The sequence below is a fragment of the uncultured Methylibium sp. genome (genome assembly GCF_902826655.1).
In the GTDB taxonomy this organism is placed as follows: domain Bacteria; phylum Pseudomonadota; class Gammaproteobacteria; order Burkholderiales; family Burkholderiaceae_C; genus Methylibium.
In genome coordinates, this window is record NZ_CADEFR010000018.1 from 48,901 (window position 1) to 75,617 (window position 26,717).

The 26,717-nt window shown below is 72.0% G+C and carries 25 protein-coding genes and 1 pseudogene; 17 read left to right on the forward strand and 9 right to left on the reverse strand.

What is annotated here, in order from left to right; translation table 11 throughout:
* Window positions 1–4: 4 nt before the first annotated feature.
* The 3 genes from QZV97_RS09830 to QZV97_RS09840 form a co-directional block, all read right to left on the reverse strand.
* The gene (locus QZV97_RS09830) at window positions 5–946 is read right to left on the reverse strand and encodes a trypsin-like peptidase domain-containing protein (RefSeq protein ID WP_295641597.1); all 942 of its coding nucleotides are present in this window, start codon (window positions 944–946) and stop codon (window positions 5–7) included.
* Window positions 947–1,066: 120 nt separating this feature from the next.
* Window positions 1,067–1,990, reverse strand: a complete 924-nt coding sequence (xerD, locus tag QZV97_RS09835; protein ID WP_295641598.1) for a site-specific tyrosine recombinase XerD — start codon at window positions 1,988–1,990, stop codon at window positions 1,067–1,069.
* A 19-nt stretch (window positions 1,991–2,009) separates the two neighbouring features.
* A complete protein-coding gene (locus QZV97_RS09840; RefSeq protein WP_295641599.1) occupies window positions 2,010–2,993 on the reverse strand; it encodes a tripartite tricarboxylate transporter substrate binding protein BugE in 984 nt (327 codons plus the stop codon).
* Between the two features lie 109 nt (window positions 2,994–3,102).
* Here QZV97_RS09840 and QZV97_RS09845 point away from each other — a divergent pair, with 109 nt between their 5' ends.
* A complete protein-coding gene (locus tag QZV97_RS09845; protein ID WP_295641600.1) occupies window positions 3,103–4,011 on the forward strand; it encodes an AEC family transporter in 909 nt (302 codons plus the stop codon).
* Here the strand turns inward: QZV97_RS09845 and queG are convergent.
* A complete protein-coding gene (queG, locus tag QZV97_RS09850; RefSeq protein WP_295641623.1) occupies window positions 4,001–5,050 on the reverse strand; it encodes a tRNA epoxyqueuosine(34) reductase QueG in 1,050 nt (349 codons plus the stop codon). The two genes, QZV97_RS09845 and queG, sit on opposite strands and share 11 nt — an antisense overlap.
* A gap of 51 nt (window positions 5,051–5,101) precedes the next feature.
* Between queG and tsaE the strand changes: the two genes are divergently transcribed.
* Entirely contained in the window at window positions 5,102–5,572 is a 471-nt protein-coding gene (gene tsaE, locus QZV97_RS09855) for a tRNA (adenosine(37)-N6)-threonylcarbamoyltransferase complex ATPase subunit type 1 TsaE (RefSeq protein ID WP_295641601.1), read from the forward strand.
* Entirely contained in the window at window positions 5,569–6,894 is a 1,326-nt protein-coding gene (locus QZV97_RS09860) for an N-acetylmuramoyl-L-alanine amidase (RefSeq protein WP_295641602.1), read from the forward strand. The genes tsaE and QZV97_RS09860 overlap by 4 nt, the downstream gene beginning before the upstream one ends.
* Window positions 6,895–6,934: 40 nt before the next feature.
* On the opposite strand, the gene QZV97_RS09865 is transcribed toward QZV97_RS09860, so the two are convergent.
* Both QZV97_RS09865 and QZV97_RS09870 read right to left on the reverse strand, forming a co-directional pair.
* Window positions 6,935–8,629 carry a diguanylate cyclase gene (locus tag QZV97_RS09865; protein ID WP_295641603.1) on the reverse strand — a complete coding sequence of 565 codons (1,695 nt, stop codon included), beginning with the start codon at window positions 8,627–8,629 and terminating at the stop codon, window positions 6,935–6,937.
* 119 nt (window positions 8,630–8,748) lie between these two features.
* A complete protein-coding gene (locus QZV97_RS09870) occupies window positions 8,749–9,393 on the reverse strand; it encodes a DedA family protein (protein ID WP_295641604.1) in 645 nt (214 codons plus the stop codon).
* A 46-nt stretch (window positions 9,394–9,439) separates the two neighbouring features.
* On the opposite strand from QZV97_RS09870, the gene mutL reads away from it, so the two are divergent.
* The 14 genes from mutL (at window position 9,440) to QZV97_RS09940 (ending at window position 25,403) form a co-directional block, all read left to right on the forward strand.
* Window positions 9,440–11,248 (forward strand): DNA mismatch repair endonuclease MutL, encoded by a 1,809-nt coding sequence (mutL, locus tag QZV97_RS09875; protein ID WP_295641605.1) that lies wholly within the window; start codon window positions 9,440–9,442, stop codon window positions 11,246–11,248.
* 40 nt (window positions 11,249–11,288) lie between these two features.
* A complete protein-coding gene (locus QZV97_RS09880) occupies window positions 11,289–12,155 on the forward strand; it encodes an alpha/beta fold hydrolase (protein WP_366558902.1) in 867 nt (288 codons plus the stop codon).
* A 16-nt stretch (window positions 12,156–12,171) separates the two neighbouring features.
* Window positions 12,172–13,236, forward strand: a complete 1,065-nt coding sequence (locus QZV97_RS09885) for a pseudouridine synthase (protein ID WP_295641607.1) — start codon at window positions 12,172–12,174, stop codon at window positions 13,234–13,236.
* Window positions 13,237–13,318: 82 nt separating this feature from the next.
* A complete protein-coding gene (gene miaA, locus QZV97_RS09890; RefSeq protein ID WP_295641608.1) occupies window positions 13,319–14,272 on the forward strand; it encodes a tRNA (adenosine(37)-N6)-dimethylallyltransferase MiaA in 954 nt (317 codons plus the stop codon).
* Window positions 14,273–14,274: 2 nt separating this feature from the next.
* Window positions 14,275–14,925 (forward strand): ABC transporter ATP-binding protein, encoded by a 651-nt coding sequence (locus QZV97_RS09895; RefSeq protein WP_295641624.1) that lies wholly within the window; start codon window positions 14,275–14,277, stop codon window positions 14,923–14,925.
* A 5-nt stretch (window positions 14,926–14,930) separates the two neighbouring features.
* Window positions 14,931–17,480 (forward strand): ABC transporter permease, encoded by a 2,550-nt coding sequence (locus QZV97_RS09900; protein ID WP_295641609.1) that lies wholly within the window; start codon window positions 14,931–14,933, stop codon window positions 17,478–17,480.
* Complete coding sequence (locus QZV97_RS09905; RefSeq protein WP_295641610.1) at window positions 17,477–18,568, forward strand: carotenoid 1,2-hydratase; 1,092 nt, start codon at window positions 17,477–17,479, stop codon at window positions 18,566–18,568. The genes QZV97_RS09900 and QZV97_RS09905 overlap by 4 nt, the downstream gene beginning before the upstream one ends.
* 72 nt (window positions 18,569–18,640) lie before the next feature.
* Complete coding sequence (locus tag QZV97_RS09910; RefSeq protein ID WP_295641611.1) at window positions 18,641–19,540, forward strand: SPFH domain-containing protein; 900 nt, start codon at window positions 18,641–18,643, stop codon at window positions 19,538–19,540.
* An 18-nt stretch (window positions 19,541–19,558) separates the two neighbouring features.
* A complete protein-coding gene (locus QZV97_RS09915) occupies window positions 19,559–19,759 on the forward strand; it encodes a hypothetical protein (protein WP_295641612.1) in 201 nt (66 codons plus the stop codon).
* 53 nt (window positions 19,760–19,812) lie between these two features.
* Window positions 19,813–21,651: an ABC transporter transmembrane domain-containing protein gene (locus QZV97_RS09920; RefSeq protein ID WP_295641613.1), complete on the forward strand. Its 1,839-nt coding sequence runs from the start codon at window positions 19,813–19,815 to the stop codon at window positions 21,649–21,651.
* A 94-nt stretch (window positions 21,652–21,745) separates the two neighbouring features.
* Complete coding sequence (locus QZV97_RS09925) at window positions 21,746–22,420, forward strand: OmpA family protein (RefSeq protein ID WP_295641614.1); 675 nt, start codon at window positions 21,746–21,748, stop codon at window positions 22,418–22,420.
* Window positions 22,421–22,470: 50 nt separating this feature from the next.
* Window positions 22,471–23,298: a thymidylate synthase gene (locus QZV97_RS09930; RefSeq protein WP_295641615.1), complete on the forward strand. Its 828-nt coding sequence runs from the start codon at window positions 22,471–22,473 to the stop codon at window positions 23,296–23,298.
* The gene (locus QZV97_RS09935; protein WP_295641616.1) at window positions 23,298–23,795 is read left to right on the forward strand and encodes a dihydrofolate reductase; all 498 of its coding nucleotides are present in this window, start codon (window positions 23,298–23,300) and stop codon (window positions 23,793–23,795) included. Before QZV97_RS09930 ends, QZV97_RS09935 begins: the two co-directional genes overlap by 1 nt.
* Window positions 23,796–24,146: 351 nt before the next feature.
* Window positions 24,147–25,403 carry a site-specific integrase gene (locus QZV97_RS09940; RefSeq protein ID WP_295641617.1) on the forward strand — a complete coding sequence of 419 codons (1,257 nt, stop codon included), beginning with the start codon at window positions 24,147–24,149 and terminating at the stop codon, window positions 25,401–25,403.
* Window positions 25,404–25,491: 88 nt separating this feature from the next.
* On the opposite strand, the gene QZV97_RS09945 is transcribed toward QZV97_RS09940, so the two are convergent.
* From QZV97_RS09945 to QZV97_RS09950, 3 genes and pseudogenes are all read right to left on the reverse strand, one after another.
* Window positions 25,492–26,031: a hypothetical protein gene (locus tag QZV97_RS09945; RefSeq protein ID WP_295641618.1), complete on the reverse strand. Its 540-nt coding sequence runs from the start codon at window positions 26,029–26,031 to the stop codon at window positions 25,492–25,494.
* A complete protein-coding gene (locus tag QZV97_RS20920) occupies window positions 26,018–26,473 on the reverse strand; it encodes a CFI-box-CTERM domain-containing protein (protein ID WP_366558903.1) in 456 nt (151 codons plus the stop codon). Before QZV97_RS20920 ends, QZV97_RS09945 begins: the two co-directional genes overlap by 14 nt.
* Window positions 26,473–26,717: pseudogene (locus tag QZV97_RS09950) on the reverse strand (hypothetical protein); the annotation flags it as partial. The pseudogene QZV97_RS09950 and the gene QZV97_RS20920, both read right to left, overlap by 1 nt.

A 26,717-nucleotide genomic window follows, 5' to 3' on the forward strand; every position in this document is an offset into this window, starting at 1 on the left:
AGAATCAGGCAGGCGGCATGCCGGCGGCCGCGGCGGCGTCCTCGATCGGCACGGCCAGGCCGATGCCGATGAAGACCGCCTGGTCGGTCGGGTTCATGATCGCCGCGACGATGCCGACGACCTGGCCGTCGAGCGTCAACAGCGGCCCGCCCGAGTTGCCCGGGTTGGCGGCTGCATCGAACTGGATCAGGTTGGACAGCAAGGTGCGCCCGTCGCCGGCCCGGTGCTCGCGGCCCAGGCCCGAGACGACGCCGGCCGACACGCTGGGCCCGATGCCGAACGGGAAGCCGACCGCCACCACCTCGTCGCCCGGCTGCAGGCCGGCGGTCGGCCGCAGCGTGGCCGGCTGCACCCCCTCGTCGGGCAGCTTGCGCAGCTTCAGCACCGCGAGGTCCTTGTCCGGGCGGGCGCCGGCCAGCGTGGCCTCGATCTCGGTGCCGTCGTGCAGCGACACCATGATGCGTTCGGCGCCGACGACCACGTGCAGGCTGGTCAGCACCGTGCCGTCTTCCTTGATGATGATGCCGCTGCCGGTCGCGCGCTGCCGCGGCAGGTCGAGATTGCGGCGGTCGTCGGGCAGTTCGGTGCGCACCCGCACGAGCGAGGGCATCACCGCCGCCGCGGCCCTGGCGGCGCGCGACGGGAGGTCCTTGGTCTGCAGCGTGTGCAGGACCGCCGCGTCGATGTCCTTCTGCGTCAGCGGCGGCGGCAGCGCCTGGCGCTGCCCGGCCTGCCACGCGGCGCCGACCATCAGCACCAGCGCCAGCGCACCGACGAAGCCCAGGGTCCGCGGATGCCGCGCCAGCAGCGCGCGCCAGCGCGATGCCCGGGCGACGACCGGCGCCGCGAGCGGCGCTTCGGCCGCGGCCGGCGGCAGCTGCACCGATGCTCCCGCGGGCCGCGCCTGCGTGCGTGGAGACCGGCTGTAGAGCGTCGCCCTTCTCATCGCCACTCCCGGTTCGCGGTCTGCGGTGCAGGCCGCCTTGGTCGTCGGCGTGACAGTAGCACGGCCCCAAGCCCCCGCGGCAGCGCCGGGCTATTGCGCGGCGGGCTCCGGACCGGCGGCTCAGCCGCGAGGGTGGTGCTGCGCGTGCAGCTGCTTCAGGCGCTCGCGCGCCACATGGGTGTAGATCGTCGTCGTCGAGATGTCGGCGTGGCCCAGCAGCATCTGCACCGCGCGCAGGTCGGCGCCGTGGTTCAGCAGGTGGGTCGCAAAGGCATGCCGCAGCGTGTGGGGCGACAGCGGCACGGCGACGCCGGCGGCGCGCGCGTGCTTCTTGATCAACAGCCAGAAAGCCTGGCGCGTCATCGCCCCGCCCCGCCCGGTGACGAACAGCGCATCGCTCGCCTGCCCGCCGAGGATGGCCGCGCGCGCCTCCTTCAGGTAGCGCTGCAGCCAGGCATGCGCCTCCTCGCCGAAGGGGACGAGCCGCTCCTTGCTGCCCTTGCCGGTGACGCGCAGCGCCGCCTCGGCGAGGCCCACGTGAACCGACTTCAGGGTCACCAGCTCGCTGACCCGCAGGCCGCTGGCATACATCAACTCGAGCATCGCGCGGTCGCGCAGCCCCAGCGGCGTCTCGACATCAGGGGCGCCCAGCAGCGCCTCGACCTGCGCCTCGCTCAGGGTCTTGGGCACACGCAGCGGCTGGCGGGCCGGCAGCAGGCGCAGGGTCGGGTCGGCGTCGATGCGCTTCTCGCGCAAGGCCCAGCGGAAGTAGCGCTTGAAGACCGTCAGCCGGCGGTTGGCGCTGGTCGCGCGCGTGCCCGCGTGGCGCGCAACGGCATAGGCCTGCAGGTCGGCCTCGCGCGACGCGTCGATCGCGCGGCCGGCCTCGCGGCCCAGCCACTGTGCATAGAGCGTCAGGTCGCGTCGATAGGCGGCCAGCGTGTTGGCGCTCAAGCCGTCCTCGATCCACAGCATGTCGAGGAACAGGTCGATCGCGGTCGCGCTGTCGGCGGGCAGCGGCGGCGGGTCCTCGGGCGGCTTCACGCCCGAAGTGTCGCCGAGCTCAATCGAGCTTCAGTTTCTGCTGCTCGACGACCTTCTTGTAGACCGCGTACTCGGCCTCGATCTGCTGCGTGAACTCGGTCGGCGTGTTCAAGACCAGCAGCGAGCCGGTGTCCTCGATGCGCTTCTTCACGTCCGGCATCGCGACCGTGGCCTTGACCGCGCTGCTGATCTTGTCGACGACATCCTTCGGCAGGCCCTTGGGCCCGAGGATGCCGTAGTAGGCCATGCGGTTCACCGGTTCCAGGCCGACTTCCTTGAAGGTCGGCACGTTCGGCAGCGCCGCGACGCGCTGCGGCGCCGCGACGACGATCGCGACCAGCCGGCCGTCCTTGATGAAGGGCAGCGCCGACGGCAGGTTGTCGAAGATGATCGGCACCTGGCCCGCCACCGTGTCGTTCAGCGCCGGTCCGGCACCGCGGTAGGGGATGTGCGTGACGAAGGTGCTGGTGAGGCTCTTGTAGAGCTCCATCTGCAGGTGGCCGATGCCGCCGGTCCCCGAGCTGGCGAAGCTGTACTTCCCGGGGTTCTTCTTGATCTCGGCGAGGAAGCCCTTGTAGTCCTTGGCCGGGAAGCTCGGGTGCACCGCGATCACGTTCGGCGTCGCCGCGATGTTGATGATCGGCGTGAAGTCCGTCAGCGTGTTGTACGGCATCTTCGGGTTGATCGCCGGATTGGCCGCGGTGGTCGACACCGTCGCCATGCCCAGCGCGTAGCCGTCGGCCGGCGACTTGGCGATCGCGTCGGCGCCGATCACGCCGCCGCCGCCGCCGCGGTTCTCGACCACCATGGTCTGGCCCAGCGGCGCGTTGATCTTCTCGGCAACCACGCGGGCGATGATGTCGGTGGTGCCGCCGGGCGCGAAGGGCACGACCAGGCGCACCGGCTTGTTCGGGTAGGCCTGGGCCTGGGCCATGGACAGCGGGGCCATCGCGGCCAGCGCCGCGGCACCGGCCAGCACGGTGCGACGGGAGTTCGAAACCATGGAGGCCTCCTTGGGATGGGATGAGTGCGAGTTGCGGCGACTGTGCACGCCGGCGCCGGTCGCGCCGATTGTGGAAACCCCTCACAGGTCCACCCGTTAACCTCGGCCGATGCGCGACCTGCTGCTGCTGCTGCCCGACTTCCTGCTGATCGTCGTCGGCTTCCTCGTCTGCCGCTACACGGTGCTGGGTCGCCCGGTCTGGGAGTCGGCCGAGAAGCTCGTCTACTACCTGCTGTTCCCGGTGCTGCTGTTCACGTCGATCGTGCGCAATCCGCTGAGCCCCGCCGATGCGGCGGCGCTGGCAGCGGGCGGGCTGGCGACGGTGGGTCTCGGCATCGTGCTGGCCTATGCGTTGAAGCACTGGCCCGGCGTCGACGCGACGCTGCACGCCTCGGGCGCGCAGGTGGCCTTCCGCTTCAACTCCTATGTCGCGCTGGCGATGGCCGAGCGACTGGGCGGCGCCGCGGGCGTCGCGCAGATGGCGGTGCTGGTCGCCGTCTGCGTGCCGCTGTGCAATGCGGGTGCCGTGCTGCCGCTGGCCCGCCACGGCGGCCATCACCTGGGGCGCGAGCTCATGCGCAACCCGCTGATCCTCAGCACGCTCGGCGGCCTGCTGGCCAACCTGGCGGGCCTGCAGTTCCCCGACGCGGTCGGCACGGTGCTGCAGCGCATCGGCCAGGCTGCCCTGCCGCTGGGTCTGATGGCGGTGGGTGCCGGGCTGCAGCTGGGCGGCCTGACGGCCTCGCCGGCGCTCGCCGGCGCGCTGCTGACCATCCGCCACGCGCTGCTGCCGGCCTTTGCGCTGGCCTTCGGCCTGTGGCTGGGCCTGCCGGCACTGCAGCTGACGGTGCTGGTGGCCTTCGCCGCGATGCCGACCGCGTCGAGCTGCTACGTGCTGGCAGTGCGCATGGGCGGCAACGGGCCCTTCGTCGCCGGGCTCGTCACGGTGTCGACGCTGCTGGGCATGCTGACGCTGCCCGCCTGGCTGGCGTTGCGCCTGACCTGGGTCAGCCCCTGAGCGCCGGCCGCCCGCGTTGCGCCAGCGCCCAGTCGATGTGCTCGGCCACCAGCGGCGTCGCGGCGTCGCGCGCGGCGTCCAGTTCGCGAGCCACCGCCGGGTCGCCGTCGGCCCGCCAGGCGTTGCCCAGCGCCACCGCGAGGTTGCGCCGCCAGCGCTGGTAGCCGATGCGGCGGATCGCACTGCCCTCGGTGTGGCGCAGGAAGGCGGCCTCGTCCCATCGCCACAGCGACAGCAGCGGCGGCGCGTCGAGCGCGCCGCGCGCGTCGAAGTCCGGCAGCGGGGCGCGCTGTGCGTACTTGTTCCAGGGACAGGCGAGCTGGCAGTCGTCGCAGCCGTAGATGCGATTGCCGATCGGCGCGCGCAGCGGCTCGGGGATGGGGCCGTCGTGCTCGATGGTCAGGTAGGAGATGCAGCGCCGCGCGTCGAGCCGCTGCTCGGCGACGATGGCCTGGGTCGGGCAGACGTCGATGCAGGCGCGGCAGCTGCCGCAGTGGCCGTCGACCGCTGGCGTCAGCGGCAGCTCGAGGTCGGTGTAGATCTCGCCCAGGAAGAACATCGACCCGGCCTCGCGCGACAGCATCAGCGTGTGCTTGCCGCGCCAGCCCAGGCCGCTGCGCGACGCCAGCTCGACCTCGAGCACCGGCGCCGAGTCGGTGAACACGCGGTGGCCGAAGGGCCCGACGCGCTCGGCCAGCCGCTCGGCCAGCGACTGCAGGCGCGTGCGCAACACCTTGTGATAGTCGCGGCCACGGGCGTACATCGAGACCACGCCCTCCTGCGGTCGCGACAGGCGCGCGAACTCGACCGCCTGCCAGCCCTCGGCCATCGATCTGGGCAGGTAGTCCATGCGCGCGGTGATGACGCGCACCGTGCCCGGCACCAGCTCGGCAGGCCGCGCGCGCTTGAGCCCATGGCGGGCCATGTAGTCCATCTGGCCATGAAAGCCCTGCTGCAGCCAGGCCAGCAGGCCGGGCTCGGCCTCGTGCAGGTCCACGCCGGCCACGCCGATCTGGGAAAATCCGAGCGTTCCCGCCATGCGACGCAGATCCGCCAGCACGGCTTCTCTCTCGGTGACGTCCTGCGTTCGATGCATCCCGCGATTCTAGAAACGCGACACCAGACCTGGCCCGACGAGGCCGCCTGCGCCGCCTGCGCGCAGTCGCTGGCATCGAAGCCGGCGCTGCGCGATGCCTTCGTCGAGCTGCTCGGCCCGCTGGGCGCCGGCAAGACCACCTTCGTGCGCCACCTGCTGCGCGCGCTCGGCGCGGCCGGCCGCATCAAGAGCCCGAGCTACGCCGTCGTCGAACCCTATGCGCTGCCGGCCGGGCCGGCCTGGCATTTCGACTTCTACCGCTTCGGCGACGAGCGCGAGTGGGAGGACGCGGGCTTCCGCGAGATCTTCGCCGGCGCGGGCCTCAAGCTCGTCGAATGGGCCCAGAACGCCGGCGAGACCCTGCCGGTGCCCGACCTGCGCGTGGAACTCTCGCCGCAGGACGGCGACCAACGCGCCGTGACTCTGCACGCCTACACGCTGCGCGGCCAGGAGCTGCTGCGATGACCGCGACGCGACGACGCCTGCTGCAGCAGGGCGCCGGATCGCTGGTCCTGCTGCTCGGCCCGCGCGAGCTGGTGTTCGGCGCCAGCATCGTCGCGGTGCGCGTCTGGCCGGCGGCCGACTACACGCGCGTCACCATCGAGTCCGACACGCCACTGGCCGCGAAGCACGCGCTCTACGACAACCCGCAGCGCGTTGTCATCGACGTCGACGGCCTGGAACTCAGCCCCGAGCTGCGCGAGCTGGTCGGCAGGGTCTTGCCCGGCGACCCCTTCATCGCCGGCGTGCGCGTGGGCCAGAACCAGCCGCGCGTGGTGCGCCTGGTGATCGACCTGAAGCAGCCGACCGCGCCGCAGGTCTTCACGCTCGAGCCGGTCGCGGCCTACCGCCACCGGCTGGTGTTCGACCTGCATCCGGCGACCGAGCGCGACCCGCTGCTGGCGCTGATCCAGGAGAAGGCGGCCGCCGACCGGGCCGCCGGGCCGTCGGACCGCGCGGCCTCCGACGTCAACGACGCGCTCGGCGACTTCATCGGCCGCGTAGGTCGTGCGCCAGCGCCGGCTGCATCGACGCCGGCACCGGCCGGGCCGCCCGCGCCGCCGCGCGGCACCGAGCGGCTGGTCATCGTCGCGCTCGACCCCGGCCACGGCGGCGAGGACCCGGGCGCCATCGGCCCCAGCGGCCTGCGCGAGAAGGACGTGGTGCTGCAGATCGCCCAGCGGCTGCGCGAGCGCATCAACGCGCAGCCGAACATGCGCGCGATGATGACGCGCGACGCCGACTTCTTCGTGCCCCTGCACGAGCGGGTGCGCAAGGCGCGGCGCGTGCAGGCCGACCTGTTCATCTCCATCCACGCCGACGCCTTCGTGCGGCCGCATGCGCGCGGCGCCTCGGTGTTCGCGCTCAGCGAGTCGGGCGCCACCAGCGTCGAGGCGCGCTGGATGGCCAACAAGGAGAACGCGGCCGACCTGGTCGGCGGCGTCAACATCAAGACCAAGGACGCCGCCGTCACCCGCGCCCTGCTCGACATGAGCACCAGCGCGCAGATCAAGGACAGCCTGCGGCTGGGCAACGAGGTGCTGGGCCGCATCGGCAAGGTCGGCCGCCTGCACAAGGCGCGCGTCGAGCAGGCCGGCTTCGCGGTCCTGAAGGCGCCCGACGTGCCGTCGATCCTGGTCGAGACCGCCTTCATCTCCAACCCCGAGGAAGAGGCCAAGCTGCGCGACACGGACTACCAGATCGCGCTGGTCGAGGCCCTGATGGCCGGCATCCAGCGCTACTTCGCGAAGAACCCGCCCCTGGCCCGGAATCGGGCCACGTCCTGATGCGCGCCGCCTCGCGCGCCGCCTCCTTCGACTCGGTCGCTCAGTCGGCCGCCAGCGGATACGGCTGACCGTACATCACCGCGCGGTTGCGCCCCGACCGCTTGGCGGTGTACAGCGCCTCGTCGGCCGCGGCCAGCGCCGCCGCGGCATCGACGAAGTACTCCGCGGGGCTCGCGATGCCGATGCTCAGCGTGACGAGCCCGACGCCGCCCGGCATCGGTTCGTCGGCGACCGCGCGGCGCATCTTCTCGGCCAGCGCCAGCGCGCCCTCGACCGGCGTGTCGGGCAGCAGCACGACGAACTCCTCGCCGCCGAAGCGCGCGATGAAGTCGGTGTTGCGGCAGCGTCGCGACAGGCGCTGCGCCAGCTCGCGCAGCACCGCGTCGCCGGCCGCATGGCCGTGGGTGTCGTTGACGCGCTTGAAGTGGTCGATGTCGACCAGCATCACCGACAGGCCACTGAGGCTGCGACGGTGGCGCGCCATCTCCTCGCCGAGGCGGTCGTCGGCAGCGCGGCGGTTGAACAGACCGGTCAGCGCATCCTTGCGGGCCAGCTTCTGCAGCTCGGTGTTGGCGCGCTCGAGCTCGGCGGTGCGCTCGGCCACGCGCTCCTCGAGTCCGGCGTTCGCCTGCTCCAGGGCCCGCTCGCGCTCGACCAGGGTCTGGGTCATGCCGCGCAGCGAATCGGACAGCTGGCGCAGCTCGCTGCTCTGCGTGGCCTCGGGAATGCGCGCTGCCAGGTCGCCGGCCTGGATGCGGCGCGCGGCCGTCGAGATCGCCTGCAGCGGCCGGCTGAACCGCCCGATCGCGAGCCACGCCAGACCCATGACGGCCAGCGCCGCCAGGGCGCCGGCCACCAGCACCACCGAGCGGGCGCGCGCGGCGGTGGCCATCGCCAGGTCGACCGGCTGGCGCACCACGACCGTCCAGCCCAGCTGCGTGATCGCATTGCGCGCCGGCACCGGCACGGCCACGCTGAGGTGCTCGCCACCGTCCGACCACGCCACGCGCGACGGGGTCAGCGGCAGCGCGACACCGGCTGCCAGGGTCGCCATCGCCTGCGGCCCGGCCGGGTGGTGGATGACCTGCCCGGCCCGGTCGAGGATGAAGATCTGCACGCCGCGCTCGCGCACGCTCTCGGAGCGCACCGCCTGCACCACGTCCTTGGCCCATTCCCAGCTGCCGTGGGCGCCGATCACGCCCTGCACGCGCCCCTGCGCATCGAGCAGCGGGGCCGCGAAGTCGATGAAGCGCAGCGGCTCGCCGTCGGCCGCGGCCGGCAGCAGCGTCGCCAGCAGCTTGGCCGGGTGGACGTCGCCGACGTGGGGGCCTTTCAGCGCCTCCTTGAACCACGGGCGTCCGGACACGTCCTGGCCGTTCAGCAGGCCCCCGGTCGCGGCCTGCACGCGACCGCCGGCATCGACGACGCCGATCCAGGCGAACTGCGGTCGCGTGGCCTGCATGCGGTCCAGCAGCGGACGCCACTCGGCGGAATCGAGGCTCGGCCGCAGGCCTTCGGCCGTGGCGGCGATCAGCTCGATCTCGCGCATGCGCTCGAACAGGCCCTCCGCCAGCGCTGCAGCGGTGCCGCGACCCAGCGTGTGCAGGGCGTCGCCCTGGTCGCGCGCCTGCTCGCGGGCGACCATGGCGCCCAGGCCGAGCGACAGCGCGCCCATCGCCACGATGGCGAGCACGCCGAACATCAGCGCCACGCGGGCGCGGAAAGTCTGGAACATGACCAACGACGTTGTTGTTGTGGCGTCAGCGCGCCGACCGATCGTTGCTCATCGGCACGCCGACCCCGATCTTGAGCGCACCGGGCCGGCACCACAAGCCATCCGGCCGGGGATCGCGCTCAGGCCGTCGAGGCTCCGCGAGCGCGCCAGGCGCCGATCAGCGCGATCAGTCCGGGGATGATGATCATGGCCCAGATGATCTTGCTGAGGTTGGCCTGCACCCACGGCACGTTGCCGAACAGGTAGCCGGCCAGCGTGACGCCCAGCACCCACAGCAGCGCACCGCCCACGTTGTAGGCGGTGAAGCGGGTGCGGTCCATCTCGGCCACGCCGGCGACGAAGGGCACGAAGGTGCGCAGGAACGGCAGGAAGCGCGCCAGCACCACGGTGATGCCGCCGTACTTCTCGTAGAAGGCGTGCGCGCGGTCGAAGGCCTGGCGGTTGAACCAGCGCGAGTTCTCCCAGCCGAACACCTTGGGCCCGAAGTAGCGACCGATCGAGTAGTTGCACTGGTCGCCCAGGATCGCGGCGACCGCCATCAGCACCAGCACCAGCGGCAGGTTCATCAGCCCGGCCCCGCACAAGGCACCGACGACGAAGAGCAGCGAGTCGCCCGGGAGGAAGGGCATCACCACGACGCCGGTCTCGACGAACAGGATCAGGAACAGCAGCGCATAGACCCAGGCGCCGTAGGTCTGCACGAAGGCGGCGAGGTGCACGTCGACGCGCAGGACGAAATCCATCAAGAAGGCCAGCAGTTCCATGGCCGCATTATCCCGACGGCCGCGTGACGCTTCCTACAATGGCCCGATGCTCGCTTCCTCGCCCCCGCTCGCCGCGCCGCGCCGCGCCATCCGCGAACTGCCCGACGAGCTGGTGAGCCAGATCGCCGCCGGCGAGGTCATCGAGCGGCCCGCCTCGGTGGTGCGCGAGCTGGTCGACAACGCGCTGGACGCCGGCGCCCGCGACATCGTCGTGCGCCTGTCGGCCGGCGGCGTGCGCGGCATCACGGTCGAGGACGACGGCATCGGCATCGCCGCCGCCGAGCTGCCGCTGGCGCTCAAGCGCCATGCCACCAGCAAGATCGCCTCGCTGGACGAGCTGGAGAACGTCTCGACCATGGGCTTTCGCGGCGAGGCGCTGGCGGCCGTCGCCTCGGTCGCCGAGCTGGCGATCACCAGCCGCACCCGAGAGGCCGCCCATGCGCAGCGGCTCGACGGCCGCAGCGGCGAGCTGGCGCCGGCCGCCCGCGGCGTCGGCACCACGGTCGAGGTGCGCGAGCTGTTCTTCAGCACCCCGGCGCGCCGCAAGTTCCTGAAGACCGACGCAACCGAGTTCGCCCACTGCCTGGACGCGGTGCGGCGCCACGCGCTGGCACGGCCAGAGGTCGGCTTCGCGGTCTGGCACGACGGCCGCGTCGCCGCGCAGTGGCGGCCGGCGTCCGCGGAGCAGCGCCTGAAGGACGCGCTCGGCGAGGACTTCCTGCTGCACAGCCGTCCGATCGAACGGCAGGCCGGCCTGCTGCGCCTGAGCGGCCGCATCGGCCTGCCCGACGCGGCACGCACGCGCAGCGACCAGCAGTACGTCTACGTCAACGGCCGCTTCGTGCGCGACCGGCTGATCGCCCACGGCCTGCGCTCGGCCTATGCCGACGTGCTGCACGGCGGGCGCCAGCCGAGCTACCTGCTGTTCGTCGACATCGCGCCGGCGCGCGTCGACGTCAACGTGCACCCGACCAAGATCGAGGTGCGCTTCCGCGACGGGCGCGAGGTCCACCAGGCCGTGCGCCACGCCGCCGAGGACGCGCTGGCGCTGCCGCGCGCCGAGGACACGCGCCCGGCGCTGTTCGAGCCGACCAGCCCGGCCATCTGGAGCCCGGCCCAGGAGCGGCTGGCCCTCGGCATGGGCGCGCAGGGCGTGTCCGAGCGCGTGACCGGCTGGGGCGAGCTGCCGCCGCGCACGGTCGCCGACTCGGCGCTGCTGACGCTGCGCGACGAACCCGGGCAGCCGTCGCCCCTGCCGCAGGACGGCGAGACCTGGCCGCTCGGCCGGGCGCTGGCGCAGCTGGGCGGCGTCTACATCCTGGCCGAGAACGACGAGGGCCTGGTCATCGTCGACATGCACGCGGCCCACGAGCGCGTCGTCTACGAGCGCCTCAAGGCCGGGCTCGACCAGCGCCGCATCGACACCCAGCCGCTGCTGATCCCGGCGATCTTCCCGGCCACGCCGGCCGAGGTCGCGACCGCCGAGGCGCAGTCGGCCACGCTGGTCGAGCTGGGTCTGGACCTGTCGCCGCTGTCGCCGAGCGTGCTGGCGCTGCGCTCGCACCCCGCCGCGCTGGCCGGCGGCGACATGGTGGCGCTGGCCCGGTCGGTGCTTGCCGAGCTGGCCCAGTACGACGCGAGTCAGGCGCTGGGCCGGGCGCGCGACGAGCTGCTGTCGACCATGGCCTGCCACGGCGCAGTGCGCGCCAACCGCCGCCTGAGCATCGCCGAGATGAACGCGCTGCTGCGCGACATGGAGGCCACCGAGCGCGCCGACCAGTGCAACCACGGCCGGCCGACCTGGCGCCAGGTCACGCTGAAGGAGCTGGACGCGCGCTTCATGCGCGGGCGCTGAACTTGCTGCGCTCCGGCGACTCAGTGACCGGATGCCCGCCATGCCCTTCTCCCTTCCGCGCGCCCTGCGCCGCCCGCTGCACGCCGCCGGTGCGCTGGTCCTGGTCCTCGGCCTGCTGGCCGGCTGCACCTCGCTCGAGACCCAGCAGCGCCGCTGGATCTTCCAGCCTGCCGCCACCACCTGGTGGGCCGGCCAGGGTGCCACCGAGGGCATGCAGGACGTCTGGATCGACTTCGACTCGGCCGAGACCGGCCAGCCGGCCCGCCTGCACGGCCTGTGGCTGCCGCAGGCGAAAGCCGACGCGCCGGTGCTGCTCTACCTGCACGGCGCGCGCTGGGACGTGACCGGCAGCGCCGGGCGCGTGCGGCGCATGCACGCGCTGGGCTTCTCGGTGCTGGCGGTCGACTACCGCGGCTTCGGCAAGACCTCGCGCGAGCTGCCGTCCGAAACCATGGCCTACGAGGACGCCCAGGCCGCGTGGCGCTGGCTGGCCGAGCGTCATCCGCAGGCGCAACGCTACGTCTTCGGCCATTCGCTGGGCGGTGCGATCGCGGTCGACCTGGCCTCGCGCGTGGTCGACGAGTCCGGCCTCATCGTCGAAGGCAGCTTCACGTCCATCCCCGAGGTCTTTGCGCAGATGCGCTGGGGCTGGCTGCCGCTCGGGCCGCTGATCACGCAGCGCTTCGATGCGCACGCCAAGATCGACCGCGTCGGCTCGCCGCTGCTGGTGGTGCACGGCAGCGAGGACCGGCTGATCCCGCCGGCGCTGGGCCGGGCGCTCTACGAGCGTGCGGCCTCGCCCAAGCGCTGGGTGCTGGTCGAGGGCGGTTCGCACCACAACACCAACGCGGTCGGGCAGTCGGCCTACCGCGAGGCGATCCGCGAGCTGTTCGGCCTGGGCACGTGATCCAATCCGGGTCGTCATGACGACCCTCAAGCTGAAGAAGAAGCCCGCCGCCGCCGCGCCGGCCGGCGAACGCCGCGCCCCGGTGCGACCCGGCGGCGTGAAACGGTCGCACCCGACGCTGGCCGAAGCCGAGGCGCAGCGCAGCGAACGTCGCGCCGCTGCGCCGCCCGCCCGCAGCGAGTCCCGCGAGGCCCCGCCTCCACGGCGCCGCCCGCCTGCGCCCGGCGCGACTGCGCCGCGACCCGGGTCCCGCCCCGTCGCGGCGCCCAGGCCAGCGGCCGCCCCGAAGCCGGCCGCTGCGCCGGTGTCCATCGACGAGCGCCCGCGCCTGTCCAAGCGCATGAGCGAGCTCGGCCTCGCGTCGCGCCGCGAGGCCGACGAGTGGATCGAGCAGGGCCTGGTGCGCGTGGACGGCATCGTGGTCGACCAGCTCGGCGCGCGCGTCGACCCCGGCCAGCAGATCAGCATCGATCCGCGCGCCAGCGAGCAGCAGGCCACGCGCGTCACGGTGCTCCTGCACAAGCCGCTGGGCTATGTCAGCGGCCAGGCCGAGGACGGCCACGCGCCCGCCTTCACGCTGGTGACGCCGGCCAACCGCTGGCCCGGCGACCGCAGCGAGCAGCGCTTCCACGCCAACCAGCTGCGCCACCTCGTGCCGGCGGGCCGGCTGGATCTGGACTCGACGGGCCTGCTGGTGCTGACCCAGGACGGCCGCGTCGCCAAGCAGCTGATCGGCGAGGACAGCAAGGTCGAGAAGGAGTACGTCGTGCGCGTCGCCTGGGTCGCGCATCCGGACGTGAAGTCGCTGCACACCGCCTTCCCGGCCGAGCAGCTGGCGCGCCTGCGCCACGGCCTGCACCTCGACGGCGAACGGCTCAAGCCCGCGCAGGTGTCCTGGCAGAACGAGCAGCATCTGCGCATCGTGCTGCGCGAAGGCAAGAAGCGCCAGATCCGCCGCATGTGCGAGCTGGTCGGCCTGCAGGTGCTGACGCTCAAGCGCATCCGCATCGGCCGCATCGGCCTGGGCGAGCTGCCGCCCGGGCAATGGCGCTACCTGGGGCCCTTCGAATCGTTCTCCTGATCCCTGCCCCGATCGCGCAGCGGGTGCGCTGCGCCACGCGGGGCCGGCAGCCTCGACCCTCGGGGTACGCTCGGTTTCCCGCATGAAGCCGACCACCCTCTGCCTCGCCGGCCCCACCGCCGCCGGCAAGACCGCTGCCGCGCTGGCGCTGGCGCGCGCCCTGCCCCTCGAGATCGTCAGCGTCGATTCGGCCCTGGTCTACCGCGGCATGGACATCGGCACCGCGAAGCCGACCGCCGCCGAGCGCGCCGCGGTGCCGCACCACCTCATCGACCTGATCGAGCCGCACGACAGCTACTCGGCCGCACGATTCGTCGCCGACGCGCGGCGCCTGATCGGCGAGATCCGCGCCCGCGGCCGGCTGCCGCTGCTGGTCGGCGGCACGATGCTGTACTTCAAGGCGCTGTTCGACGGCATCGACGTGCTGCCCGCCGCCGATGCCGCGACCCGCTCGCGCCTGGACGCCGACGCCCGCGAGCGCGGCTGGCCGGCGCTGCATGCCGAGCTGGCGCGTGTCGACCCAACGACGGCGGCGCGCCTGGCGCCCAACGATGCGCAGCGCATCCAGCGCGCGCTCGAGGTGTGGCAGCTGACGGGCCGGCCGCTGTCGAGCCTGCACAGCGGCCGCTTCGAGTCGGCATCCGCCGCGCCGGACGGCACCGCGCTCATCTCGCTGGAGCCGACGGCACGCGAATGGCTGCACGCCCGCATCGGCGAACGCTTCGGCGCGATGCTCGACGCCGGCCTCGTCGACGAAGTGCAGCGATTGCGCGCGCGCGGCGACCTGCACGCCGACCTGCCGTCGATGCGCTGCGTCGGCTATCGCCAGGTGTGGGAGGCGCTCGAAGCCGGCACGCCACTCGACCGCGAGGCCCTGCACGAGCGCGGCGCCGCGGCGACGCGCCAGCTCGCCAAGCGTCAGATCACCTGGCTGCGCGGCATGCCGTGGCGGCATGTCGTCGAATGCGAGGCGGCAGACGCGACGGCGCGAGCCGTGGCGCTGGCGCAGCGACTGGTCGAAGGAAGGTGCGCGTGAGCCTGCTCGAGGTCGAGGGTCTGGCCAAGCGCTACGGCGAGACGCCGGTGTTCCAGGACGTCTCGTTGACGCTGCAGACCGGCGAGTTCGTCGCGCTGCTCGGCGAGTCGGGGGTCGGCAAGTCGACGCTGCTGAACGCGATCGCCGGGCTCGACACCGTCGATGCCGGCGCCGTGCGGCTCGACGGCGCCGACGTGACGACGCTCGGCGAGCGCGACCTGGCCCGGCTGCGCCGCGAGAAGCTGGGCTTCGTCTTCCAGGCTTTCCACGTGCTGCCGCAGCTCACGGTGGCCGACAACGTCGGCCTGCCGCTGCTGCTGCTGGGCCGGCCGGACACGGCGCGCGTGCAGGCCATGCTGGAGGCGGTGGGCCTGGACGGCCTGGGCGCGCGGCTGCCGCAGCAGCTGTCGGGCGGCCAGCTGCAGCGCGTCGCGATCGCGCGGGCGCTGGTGCACCGGCCGCAGCTGATCCTGGCCGACGAGCCGACCGGCAACCTCGATCCGTCGACGGCCGAGCGCGTGCTCGACGCGCTGGCCGGCGAGGTGCGGCGCGAAGGCGCGGCCTGCCTGCTGGTCACGCACTCGGCCGCCGCCGCAGCGCGCGCCGACCGCGTGCTGAGCCTCACGCCCGACGGCCTGCGACCGCGGGACTGAACGACATGCCGCACGCACCCGGCCCCCTCGCCCTGCTGCGGCAGCTGTCGTGGCCGGAGTGGCGTCACCACGCGCTGCGGCAGCTGATGGCCGTGCTGGCGGTGATGCTGGGCGTGGCGCTGGCCTTCTCGGTGCAGCTGATCAACGCGTCCGCGCTGTCCGAGTTCGGCAGCGCGGTGCGCAGCGTCAACGGCGAGCCCGACCTGGTGCTGCGCGGCGGGCCGGGCGGCTTCGACGAAGCGCTGTATGCGCGCGTCGCGGCGCATCCGCTGGTCGGGGTGGCCTCGCCGGTGGTCGAGATCGACACCTACGTGCTCGACGCCGCCGGCGCGCGCCAGGCGCTGCGCGTGCTGGGGCTGGACGCGCTGGTGGCGCCGGCGCTGTCGCCCGCGCTGCTGCCGCAGGCCGACGCGGGCGCCGGCCGCCTGGCGCTGCTCGACCCGGCGCTAATCTTCCTCAACCCCGCCGCGCGGCAGGCGCTCGGCGCGCGGGCCGGCGACACGCTGCGGCTGCAGAGCGGCCTGGCGCTGCAGGCCCTGACGGTCGGCGGCGGCATCACCGCGCCGGGCGCGCCGCTGGCGGTGATGGACATCGCCGGCGCGCAGGCCCGCTTCGGGCGGCTCGGGCGCCTGAGCCGCATCGACCTGCGCCTGGCCGCCGGTGCCGATCCGGCCGCGCTGCTGCGCGATCTGGCGCTGCCCGCCGGCGTGCGCGCCGCCACGCCCGACGAGGCCACGCAGCGGCTCAGCAACGTCTCGCGCGCCTACCGCGTCAACCTCACGGTGCTGGCGCTGGTGGCCTTGTTCACCGGCGCCTTCCTGGTGTTCTCGATCCTGTCGCTGTCGGTCGCGAAGCGGCAGCCGCAGTTCGCGCTGCTCGGCGTGCTGGGCCTGGATGCGCGGTCGCGCCTGCGCCTGGTGCTGGCGGAGTCGGCGCTGCTGGGGCTGGCTGGCAGCGCGCTCGGGCTGCTGCTCGGCACCGGCCTGGCGGCGCTGGCGCTGCGCTGGCTGGGAGGCGACCTCGGCGGCGGGTATTTTCAGCGCGCCGACGGCGCGGCGCCCGCGCTGCAGTTCGATGCGGCGGCCGCGCTGATCTACGGCGCGCTCGGCGTCGTCGCCGCGATGGCCGGCGGCTGGTTGCCCGCACGCGCCGCGCAGCGACTCGCCCCGGCGCAGGCCCTGAAGGGCCTGGGCAGCACCGGCCCGCACACCGAGCATCCGTGGCTGGGCCTGGCGCTGATCGCCGCGGCTGCGCTGCTGGCGCTGGCGCCACCGATCGCCGGGCTGCCGATCGCGGCCTACGTCGCGGTGGCGCTGTTGCTGGTCGGCGGCATTGCCTGCGTGCCGGCCGGCGTCGGCCTGCTGCTGAAGCTGATGCCGACGCCCACCAGCGCTCCGGCGCTGCTGGCGGTGGAGCGCGCGCGACGCCAGCGCAGCAGCGCGACGGTCGCCGTCGCCGGCGTCGTCACGAGCCTGAGCCTCGCCGTCGCCCTGACGGTGATGGTGGCCAGCTTCCGCGAGGCCGTCTCGCGCTGGCTCGACGTGGTCCTGCCCGCCGACCTGTACGTGCGCACCGCGTCCAGCGGCGGATCGAGCGGCGACGCGGCCTGGCTGCCGCCGGACTTCGTCCTTGCGGCGAGCCGCCTCGACGGCGTGGTCCGCAGCGACAGCCTGCGCGCCACACCGCTGCCGCTGGACCCGGCCCGGCCGGCCCCGGTGCTGATCGCCCGCCCGCTCGCGGACCCGGCGCGCAGCCTGCCGCTGACCGGGAACCTGCTCGACGCGCCGCCCGGCGAGCGGGCCGCCTACGTCAGCGAGGCCATGGTCACGCTCTACGGCGCGAAGCCGGGCATGCGCCTGGCGCTGCCGCTGACCCACACCACTGGGCGCGCCGTGCCAGGCGTGTTCTTCGTGCGCGGCGTCTGGCGCGACTACGCCCGCCAGCAGGGCGCCGTGGTCGTCGCCGACACCGACTACCGCGCGCTGACCGGCGACACGCGCGTCAACGACCTGGCGCTGCACCTGGCGCCGGGCGCCGACGTGGCCGCGCTGCAGCGGCAGCTGCGTGCACTGGCGCCGGACCCGGCGCTGGTCGAGTTCGCGCAGGCCGGCGAGATCCGCGCGATCTCGCTGCGCATCTTCGACCGCAGCTTCGCCGTCACGTACTGGCTGCAGGCGGTGGCGATCGCGATCGGCCTGTTCGGGATCGCGGCCAGCTTCTCGGCCCAGGTGCTGGCGCGACGCAGGGAGTTCGGCCTGCTGGCCCACCTGGGCTTCACGCGGCGGCAGGTGCTGGCCATCGTCGCCGGCGAGGCGGCCGCCTGGACCGTCGCCGGCGCGCTGCTCGGCCTGGCGCTGGGCGTGGCGGTCAGCGTGGTGCTGGTGCACGTCGTCAACCCGCAGAGCTTCCACTGGACGATGGAACTGCTGCTGCCCTGGCTGCGCCTGGCGATGCTGTGCGCCGCGGTCGTGCTGGCCGGCACGGTGACGGCGGCCGTCGCGGCACGGCGCGCGGCCTCGCGCGATGCGGTGCTGGCGGTGAAGGAGGACTGGTGAGGCGCCGGGCGCTGATGCTGGCGGGGCTGACCGGCCTGGCGCCGGCGTGGCATGGCGCGTCGGCGGCCGAAGTGCGGCCCGGCGTGCCCATCGTGTTGCCGCGCGACTTCGGCTCGCACCCGGACTTCCGCACCGAGTGGTGGTACGTCACCGGCTGGTTGCAGCTGCCGGGCGTCGAGGCGCCCTACGGCTTCCAGCTCACCTTCTTCCGCTCGCGCACCGATCTCGCCGCGGGCCACCCGAGCCGATTCGCGGCGCGGCAGCTGCTGTTCGCGCATGCCGCCCTCACCGACCCGCTGCAGGGCCGGCTGCGCCACGACCAGCGCATCGCGCGCGCCGGCTTCGGCATCGCCGAGGCCGCCGAGGCGGACACCGACGTGCGGCTGCGCGACTGGCGCCTCGTGCGCCAGGCCGCGGGAGATCGCCACGTCTACCTCGCCACACTGGCGGCGCCGACGCAGGGCTTCGCCTTCGACCTGCGCTTCGCCGCGACGCAGCCGGTGCTGCTGCAGGGCCAGGCCGGCTATTCGCGCAAGGGCCCGGACCCGCTGCAGGCCAGCCACTACCTCAGCGAACCGCAGCTCGAGGTCGAAGGCGACTTGCGCGTCGACGGCCGCGGGCACCGCGTCACGGGCCGTGCCTGGCTCGACCACGAATGGAGCGAGGCCCTGCTCCACCCCGACGCCGTCGGCTGGGACTGGATCGGCATGAACCTCGACGACGGCGCGGCGCTCACGGCCTTCCAGCTGCGGCGCGCCGACGGCTCGGCGCTGTGGGCGGGCGGCAGCCTGCGCCCGGCCGGCGGCGCAGCGCGCAGCTTCGGGCCGGACGAGGTCCGCTTCACGCCGCAGCGGCGCTGGCGCAGCCCGGCCACCAACGCCGACTACCCGGTGGCGTGGCGCGTCGACAGCCCCGCCGGCAGCCACCTGGTCCAGGCCCGGCTCGATGCGCAGGAACTGGACAGCCGCGGCAGCTCCGGCGCCGTGTACTGGGAAGGCCTGAGCGAGCTGCTGGACGCGTCGGGGCGCGAGCGCCTCGGCCGCGGCTACCTCGAGATGACCGGCTACGCGGGCCGCCTGCGGCTCTGAAGACGGCGCTTGACAGCGGCTTGATGTTGAAATTAAAGTGATATCACTTCAATTTCAATCAGCGAGGGATCCATGCCTGCCTCTGCCCCGAGCCGCCACGAGCGGCCCCTGCGGTCGATCGACGGCTACCTGATGATCGCGGTGGCGCTGGCCTGCGCCGCGACGGCGGCAACGATCGTGTTCCAGGTCGCCACCGACCGGCTGACGCCGTGGTGGATCTTCGGCAGCGGCACGCTGACGCTCGTCGCCATCGCCGTCCTGGCGGGCCTGTACATGCTGCAGCCCAATGCGGCCGCGATCCTGATGCTCTTCGGGCGCTACAAGGGCACGGACCGCAGCGAAGGCCTGCGCTGGGCCAACCCCTTCTACGTCAAGCGCAAGATCTCGCTGCGCTCGCGCAACCTCAACGCGCCGACGCTCAAGGTCAACGACAAGCGCGGCAACCCGGTCGAGATCAGCGCCGCCGTGGTCTGGCGCGTGCGCGACACCGCGCAGGCGGTGTTCGAGGTCGACGACTACGAGCTCTTCGTCAAGGTCCAGGCCGAGGCCGCGCTGCGCCACCTCGCGTCGATGTACGCCTACGACGACGGCGAGGACATCGACTCCGGCGAGATCACGCTGCGCAGCGGCGTCGACGACGTCGCGGCGGCACTGAAGGCCGAGCTGCAGGCGCGCTTCCGCGATGCCGGCGTCGAGGTGCAGGACGCCAAGCTCACGCACCTGGCCTACGCGCCCGAGATCGCGCAGGTGATGCTGCGACGCCAGCAGGCCGAGGCCATCATCAGCGCGCGCTCGAAGATCGTCCACGGTGCGGTCAGCATGGTCGCGGCGGCGCTGAAGGGCCTGTCCGAGCACGAGATCGTCGTGCTGGACGACGAACGCAAGGCCGCGATGGTCAGCAACCTGCTGGTGGTGCTGTGTTCGGACAAGGACACCCAGCCCATCGTCAACGCCGGCACGCTGTACAGCTGAGGCGCGGCGCAGGACCCGATGGCCAGCCCCGGCAAGAAGCCCTTTCTGCTGCGCATCGATCCGGCCCTGTGGGCCGAGATCGAGCGCCTGGCCGCGCAGGAGCTGCGCAGCGCCAACGCGCAGGTCGAGTACCTGCTGCGCGACGCGCTGCGGCAGCGCGGCCGCCTGCCGGCGGACGCCGAGCCCGGCGGCCGCCCGGCCGGCAAGACCCCGCGCTGACGACGGGCCGGCGATCCGGGCCGTCAGGGACGGCTGCTTACACTGCCGCCCCTATGGCTTCTTCTTCCTCGGCCGCGATGCAGGCGGTCAGCGGCGCTTCGCGCAACGACGGCGACAAGGCCAGTTCGGTCCGGCCGCTCGGCGGCCTGCGGCCCTTCCTGCGCCCTTACCGCGGCCGCATCGCCCTGGCCGGCCTGTTCCTGGTGATGGCGGCGCTGACGACGCTGGTGTTCCCGGTGGCGCTGAAGGCGCTGATCGACCAGGGCCTGATCAGCACCGACCCCGGCGAGCGCCTGCTGGCGCTGCGCGAGCACTTCTTCGCGCTGTTCGGCGTCGGCGCGGCGCTGGGCGTGTTCTCCGCCTTGCGCTTCTACATGGTCACCTGGCTGGGCGAGCGCATCACCGCCGACCTGCGCAACGCGGTCTACGCCCACGTGGTGCGGCAGAGCCCGGAGTTCTTCGAGACCACCCAGACCGGCGAGGTGCTGTCGCGGCTGACGACCGACACGACGCTGGTGCAGACCGTCGTCGGCTCCAGCCTCAGCATGGGACTGCGCAATGCGGTGATGGGTGTGGGCGCATTGGCGATGCTGGTCGTCACCAACCCGGTGGTGATGGCGCAGGTGCTGGGCATCCTGGTGCTGGTGGTGCTGCCGGCGCTGTGGTTCGGCCGCAAGGTGCGCAGCCTGTCGCGCGCCAGCCAGGACCGCGTGGCCGACTCGAGCGCCATCGCCGCCGAGGTGCTGAACGCGGTGCCGGTGGTGCAGAGCTACACCCAGGAGGCGCGCGAGGCCGCGCGCTTCGACGACGCCACCGAGCGCGCCTTCGCCACCGCGGTGCGGCGCACGCGCATGCGCTCGGGCCTGGTCGCCTTCATCATCACCGCGACCTTCGGCGCGCTGCTCTGGGGCCTGTACCAGGGCACGCAGGCGGTGCTGCGCGGCGAGATCAGCGCCGGCCACCTCGGCCAGACCGTGGTCTACGTGATCCTGCTGGTGAGCTCGGTCGCGGTGCTGGCCGAGGTCTGGGGCGACCTGCTGCGCGCCGCCGGCGCGAGCGAGCGCCTGATGGAACTGCTGGCGACGCGCTCGACGATCGAGAGCCCGGCCGCGCCGCAGGCGCTGGCCGCGGCGCCGGGCGGCTCGCGCGTCAGCCTGCGCGACGTGCTGTTCCGCTACCCGTCGCGCCCGCTGACGGCCGCGCTCGACGGCGTGACGCTCGAGGTCGAACCCGGCCAGACGGTCGCGCTGGTCGGGCCCAGCGGCGCGGGCAAGAGCACGGTGTTCCAGCTGCTGCTGCGCTACTACGACGTGCAGGGCGGCACGGTGGCGATCGACGGCGTCGCCGTGCAGCAGGCCGACCTGGGCGCGCTGCGCTCGCGCATCGGCCTGGTGCCGCAGGACAGCGTGATCTTCTCGACCTCGGCGCTGGAGAACATCCGCTACGGCCGGCCGGAGGCCCGCGACGACGAGGTGATTGCGGCGGCGAAGGCAGCCCACGCCGACGACTTCATCCGCGCCCTGCCCGAGGGCTATGCCAGCTTCCTGGGCGAGCGCGGCGTGCGGCTGTCGGGCGGGCAGCGGCAACGCATCGCGATCGCCCGCGCGATCCTGAAGAACGCGCCGCTGCTGCTGCTGGACGAGGCCACCAGCGCGCTCGACAGCGAGAGCGAACGCGCCGTGCAGGCCGCGCTGGACGAAGCGATGCGCGGGCGCACCACGCTCGTCATCGCACACCGGCTGGGCACCGTGATGCATGCCGATCGCATCGTGGTGCTGGAAGCCGGTCGCATCGTCGATGCCGGGACGCATGCGGAACTGATGGCGCGCAGCGGGCTCTATCGCCGACTGGCGGCTTCGCAGTTCTCGGAATCGCAGGCCGCGCACGCTTGATCGTGCCCGCTGGCGCGGGCCGGAAACGACTGGTTGCAGCAGGGTCATCGGCAGCGGTTACAACCCTGCCTCGCCGAACGAATCGAGGACTCCCATGAACAACACCTCCCGCATCACCCTCGCCGCCCTCGTCGCCACAGGCCTGCTGGCCGGCTGCGAGAACATGAGCCAGCGCGAGAAGGACACCGCCAAGGGCGCGGGCATCGGTGCCGCGGTCGGCGCCGTGGCCGGCGTGCTGATCGGCGACAACAAGAAGGGCGCGGCCACCGGCGCCGCCGTCGGTGCCATCGGCGGCGCGATCGCCGGCAACGTCTGGTCGAAGAAGATGGAAGACAAGAAGCGCGCGATGGAGCAGTCGACGCAAGGCACGGGCATCGACGTCTCGCGCACGCAGAACAACGAGCTCAAGCTCAACGTCCCGGCCGACAGCGGCTTTGCGGTCGGCCGCTCGAACGTGCAGCCGCAGCTGGCGCGCGTGCTCGACAGCTTTGCCGGCGGCCTGGACCCCGCCACCCGCGTGCGCGTGGTCGGCCACACCGACAGCACCGGCAGCGACGCCATCAACAACCCGCTGTCGGTCGACCGTGCGCAGAGCGTGCGCGACTACCTGGCCGGCCGCGGCGTGCAGCCGGCGCGCGTCGAGACCGAGGGCCACGGCTCGCGCGAGCCCGTCTCGGACAACACCAGCGACGCCGGCCGCGCCGCCAATCGCCGCGTCGAGATCTTCCTGCGCGAGCCCGAGCAGCAGGCCGCGGCGACGCCGCGCTGACACGCCCCGGCGGCCGGGTCCCCGCGGGACCCGGCTCCTACAATCGCGGCATGTCCGCCCTGCCCGTCGTCTCGCGCCCGATCCGCTCCCAGTACGAAGACTTCATGCGCCATGTGCAGCAGCATGGCGTCTTCAAGGCCGACCGCACCGGCACCGGCACCAGCAGCGTGTTCGGCCACCAGATGCGCTTCGACCTGAACGAGGGCTTTCCCCTCGTGACGACGAAGAAGGTGCACCTCAAGAGCGTGATCCTGGAACTGCTGTGGTTCCTGCGCGGCGACGGCAACGCGCGCTGGCTGCAGGAGCGCGGGGTGACGATCTGGGACGAGTGGGCCCGGCCCGACGGCGACCTGGGCCCCGTCTACGGCGTGCAGTGGCGCAGCTGGCCCACGCCCGATGGCGGGCACGTCGACCAGATCGCCGACCTGGTGAAGCAGATCCAGGCCAACCCCGACTCGCGCCGGCTGATCATCAGCGCCTGGAACGTCGCCGATCTGCCGAAGATGGCGCTGATGCCCTGCCACGCCTTCTTCCAGTTCTACGTCGCGCAGGGGCGGCTGTCCTGCCAGCTCTACCAGCGCAGCGCCGACATCTTCCTCGGCGTGCCCTTCAACATCGCGAGCTACGCGCTGCTGACGCACATGCTGGCGCAACAGTGCGATCTGCAGGTCGGCGATTTCATCTGGACCGGCGGCGACTGCCACCTGTACAGCAACCATGCCGAGCAGGTGGCGCTGCAGCTGTCGCGCGCACCCAGGCCGTATCCGCAGCTCGTCATCAAGCGCCGGCCGGCGTCGATCTTCGACTACGAGTTCGAGGACTTCGCGTTCGAGGGCTACGACCCGCATCCGGCGATCAAGGCGCCGGTCGCGGTCTGATGGAGCTTGCACTGATCGCCGCCGTAGCGCGCGACGGCGCCATCGGCCGGGACGGCGTGATGCCCTGGCACTTGCCGGCCGACCTGGCGCACTTCCGTCGCGTCACGCTCGGCTGCCCGGTCGTGATGGGGCGCAAGACCTGGGACTCGCTGCCGGTGCGATTCCGGCCCTTGCCGGGCCGGCGCAACGTGGTGGTGACGCGCAACGATGCGTGGCAGGCCGACGGCGCCGAATCCGCGGCCTCGCTCGACGCGGCGCTGCAGCGCCTGGCGGACGCGCCGCGCGTGTTCGTGATCGGCGGCGGCGAGCTCTATGCCCAGGCCTTGCCGCGCGCCGATCGGCTGGTGCTGACCGAGGTCGACGGCGAGTTCGAGGCCGACACCTACTTTCCGGCCTGGGAGCGACAGCACTTCGAGGAAGTCTCGCGCGAAGCGCACGCCGCCGTCGGCACGGCGCCCGCGCACGCCTTCGTCACCTACCGCCGGCGCGCGAACTAGGAACTCGCCGGCACCTCGTGCGCCGCGTTCGGCGTCGGCACGTGCTCGACGCAGCGATAGCCCAGTGCCAGCAGCATGGCGGCGTTAGCATCGTCCGGTCTTCAACGCCCACGGACACGAACGTGCGACTCGCCACCTGCGAGTGCGATTGCGGTCCCATGGAAGTTCAACGAGGATCAAGCCCGAAGCGCAACTCGTTGATGCGCTTGAGATTCTGGTTCACTGCGGTCCATACGGTGTCACGCCGCCGATGGCGAAATGGGTAGCCAAGTGGGTAGCTAGCGGGTAGCTAGTCGGGTAGCTAGCAACCTACATTGAGGCAGACATCAACAGACCTAGGAGGCCCGTGACGTGCGTCAGCGCAACCTTCTTGACGACATCCAGATCCGTCACTGGATTGCAAGGGGCGAGCCCGTTGCAAAGTCCGACGGCGACGGACTGACCTTCACCCTGTCCAAAGCGGGAACCGCGGCATGGGTGTTTCGCTACCGGAACGCCGGGACCCGACGCAAGGAGGTCACGCTGGGCAACTACCCCGACCTCACACTTGCCGCGGCTCGGAAGCTCGCTCGTGAACGCCGAGTTGACATCGACAAAGGGCGCGACCCGGCAGCGGACAAGAAACTGGAGAGGATGCGCGCCCAGCAGGCATGGACCGTGCGCGCGCTCGCCGAGGACTACAAGACCAAGAAGCTGACCACCCCGCCGCTCGCCGAGGGGACCGTGTACTACCGTCGATGGGACATCGACAAAGTCATCGTCCCGAAGCTCGGCTCCCTCGAAGTTCGGCAGATCGTGCCCGCCGACATCGTTCACATCCTGGAGAGCAGCAAGCGATCGTGGACGATCTGCAAGCGAATCCTGACCTCGGCCAAACAGCTCTTTGGACATGCGTGCGGCAAGAGGCTCATCGACTACAACCCCTGCGCAGGCATCGAACTCGTTGCGCTGATGGGCGCTCGGCCTCCTGTGCGCAAGCGGGTCATGCTCACTGAAGAGGAGCTTCGGACTCTGCTCAAGGACGTGGATAACATCGGCCTTGCAAACGCGCTTGCGCTTCGGATCCTGCTCGCGACTTGTGTTCGATCCATCGAGTTGACGAAGGCTCGCTGGGAGCACATCGACCTGGAACGAGGTACCTGGTGGGTGCCGGAAGAATCCGTCAAGACACGGGTCGGTTTCCTGGTCCCGCTTACCCCGACGGTCGTGACCTGGTTCCAGCGCTTGCATGAGTTGGCTGGCAATTCGACGTGGGTCCTGCCGGCACGAACGGCTCGCCGCGTGCGCCTCCAGGGCGACACCCATGTGGGCAAAACGACCCTGTGGGCGGCCATCACTCGTGCATTCGAGCAGGGCAAGATCGACGTGCGGCGGTTTACACCGCACGACACCCGCAGCACCGCCAAGGGGCACATGCGAAACATGGGTGTCGCCAACGAGATCACCGAGTTGGCGCTGAACCACACGCTCAAGGGAATGGAGGCCATCTACGACGTACGGGAAGAGATCCCCGAGCGACGCGCGGCCTTGGAACTCTGGGCTGCCTTCATTTCCGCTTGCGAGGCCGGTACCCCTTGGAACGTAGCACCGCTGCGCCGCGCGGCTTGAGCTGACCAACCCAGGTCTTCGTCGCACCGTTCCACTGTGCCAGCGGGGCGTATGGCGTGCGCCGCACACGTTCGGTCGGGTACTCAGGTCAACTGCGCATACGGCACCGGGCGCGATAGATGCACGATGCGCACACTCGGCTCGTTGCCGGATAGTGAGGCGACTCCGTGCCCGCCAGAAGGGCTTCGCGCCGCGAGGCAAAGTCCCAAACGACATGCGGCGACAAGAGCCTGACCGAATGCGCGCTGCGCCCGGCTGCCGACTCGACGACAACCCATGCGACGGGAGCGACACTTTCCCCTGTCTCGCCCTCCAGCGCAACGCGCTGCGCCGACAGTTCAATGATGTCCGACGGGTGGACCCTGTCGGCTTGTCGCGTCTTGAGTTCGACCAGGACGATCAGCCCGTCGCGCCCGCGGTATGCGCGATCCACGCGGGCTACCACCTGCTTGTCGTCACCCGACCTGAAGGTCCGCTCCGAGTAGGCGAGCGTGTGATCCTTCAACGCCTCGGGCATCCAATGATCCACCTTCACGGAGCGCCGGCGAACAAGGCGTGCCGCAGCCCAGGCCGCCGTCACGCAGGCTACGCAACTGGCAAGAAGCAGCCAGAGCTCAGCCGCTGGCATGGCTTGCCTCCTGATCGGCGAGCAGACAGGTGGCAAGCCAAACCAACGGCTTGATCGCCGCCCCCACCGCGGACCGCGTCATCGGCCACCTTTCCATCGCGCGGCACACAGTTGGCGCCAGTCGATAGTAGGCAAGGATCAGACTCCGTCCTGCACGCGTGGGTCGAAGGTACCGATCGCGGAAGAGCCGCAGGACTTGCGTCTCCGGTCCGTCACCAAAGACATGCGTGGCAATGAAGCAGCGGCCTCTTCGCGCTGCTTCAGACTCGCCTTCAGACGCGAACTGACGATGCGCCCGCAGCCCGCGCTGCAGGGCCACCCTCTGCGCGGGTGTTGGGCGCTTTCCCTCAAAGTGCTCGAACACGACCAGCCGCTCGCAGACTCCCATCTGTGACAACGCTGACGCGCTGACCGCGCGCTTCGCCTTGCGCCGGCGCCGCATCAATCCTCCGCTCCGCCGGCGCTGACCTCGAACGCCTGGCTGGTCTGGCGCGCCACAGCTGGGTCGACGCCGACATGCGGCAGCGCCTTTGCCGCGGCCGCCATCGGCACCGGCGCCGCAGCCGCCATGCCGAGATGCCAATGCTGCGCCAGCAGGCCCTCATGGGCCAGGAACCGCAACCGGTTGACCCGCTTGGGCCCCTTGTTGAATCGCATCAGGTCGTCGAACAGCCGTGGGTTGTCGT

Bases quoted from the DNA above. Each gene is read 5' to 3' on its own strand.
- QZV97_RS09935 (WP_295641616.1), top strand. From the start codon at position 23,298: ATGGAGCTTGCACTGATCGCCGCCGTAGCGCGCGACGGCGCCATCGGC.
- QZV97_RS09885 (WP_295641607.1), top strand. From the start codon at position 12,172: ATGACGACCCTCAAGCTGAAGAAGAAGCCCGCCGCCGCCGCGCCGGCC.
- QZV97_RS09930 (WP_295641615.1), top strand. From the start codon at position 22,471: ATGTCCGCCCTGCCCGTCGTCTCGCGCCCGATCCGCTCCCAGTACGAA.
- QZV97_RS09945 (WP_295641618.1), bottom strand. From the start codon at position 26,031: ATGCCAGCGGCTGAGCTCTGGCTGCTTCTTGCCAGTTGCGTAGCCTGC.
- QZV97_RS20920 (WP_366558903.1), bottom strand. From the start codon at position 26,473: ATGCGGCGCCGGCGCAAGGCGAAGCGCGCGGTCAGCGCGTCAGCGTTG.
- QZV97_RS09845 (WP_295641600.1), top strand. From the start codon at position 3,103: ATGCGCGACCTGCTGCTGCTGCTGCCCGACTTCCTGCTGATCGTCGTC.
- QZV97_RS09840 (WP_295641599.1), bottom strand. From the start codon at position 2,993: ATGGTTTCGAACTCCCGTCGCACCGTGCTGGCCGGTGCCGCGGCGCTG.
- QZV97_RS09925 (WP_295641614.1), top strand. From the start codon at position 21,746: ATGAACAACACCTCCCGCATCACCCTCGCCGCCCTCGTCGCCACAGGC.
- mutL (WP_295641605.1), top strand. From the start codon at position 9,440: ATGCTCGCTTCCTCGCCCCCGCTCGCCGCGCCGCGCCGCGCCATCCGC.
- miaA (WP_295641608.1), top strand. From the start codon at position 13,319: ATGAAGCCGACCACCCTCTGCCTCGCCGGCCCCACCGCCGCCGGCAAG.
- QZV97_RS09870 (WP_295641604.1), bottom strand. From the start codon at position 9,393: ATGGAACTGCTGGCCTTCTTGATGGATTTCGTCCTGCGCGTCGACGTG.
- QZV97_RS09920 (WP_295641613.1), top strand. From the start codon at position 19,813: ATGGCTTCTTCTTCCTCGGCCGCGATGCAGGCGGTCAGCGGCGCTTCG.
- QZV97_RS09865 (WP_295641603.1), bottom strand. From the start codon at position 8,629: ATGTTCCAGACTTTCCGCGCCCGCGTGGCGCTGATGTTCGGCGTGCTC.
- tsaE (WP_295641601.1), top strand. From the start codon at position 5,102: ATGCATCCCGCGATTCTAGAAACGCGACACCAGACCTGGCCCGACGAG.
- QZV97_RS09880 (WP_366558902.1), top strand. From the start codon at position 11,289: ATGCCCTTCTCCCTTCCGCGCGCCCTGCGCCGCCCGCTGCACGCCGCC.
- QZV97_RS09900 (WP_295641609.1), top strand. From the start codon at position 14,931: ATGCCGCACGCACCCGGCCCCCTCGCCCTGCTGCGGCAGCTGTCGTGG.
- QZV97_RS09915 (WP_295641612.1), top strand. From the start codon at position 19,559: ATGGCCAGCCCCGGCAAGAAGCCCTTTCTGCTGCGCATCGATCCGGCC.
- QZV97_RS09910 (WP_295641611.1), top strand. From the start codon at position 18,641: ATGCCTGCCTCTGCCCCGAGCCGCCACGAGCGGCCCCTGCGGTCGATC.
- QZV97_RS09860 (WP_295641602.1), top strand. From the start codon at position 5,569: ATGACCGCGACGCGACGACGCCTGCTGCAGCAGGGCGCCGGATCGCTG.
- QZV97_RS09830 (WP_295641597.1), bottom strand. From the start codon at position 946: ATGAGAAGGGCGACGCTCTACAGCCGGTCTCCACGCACGCAGGCGCGG.
- queG (WP_295641623.1), bottom strand. From the start codon at position 5,050: ATGGCGGGAACGCTCGGATTTTCCCAGATCGGCGTGGCCGGCGTGGAC.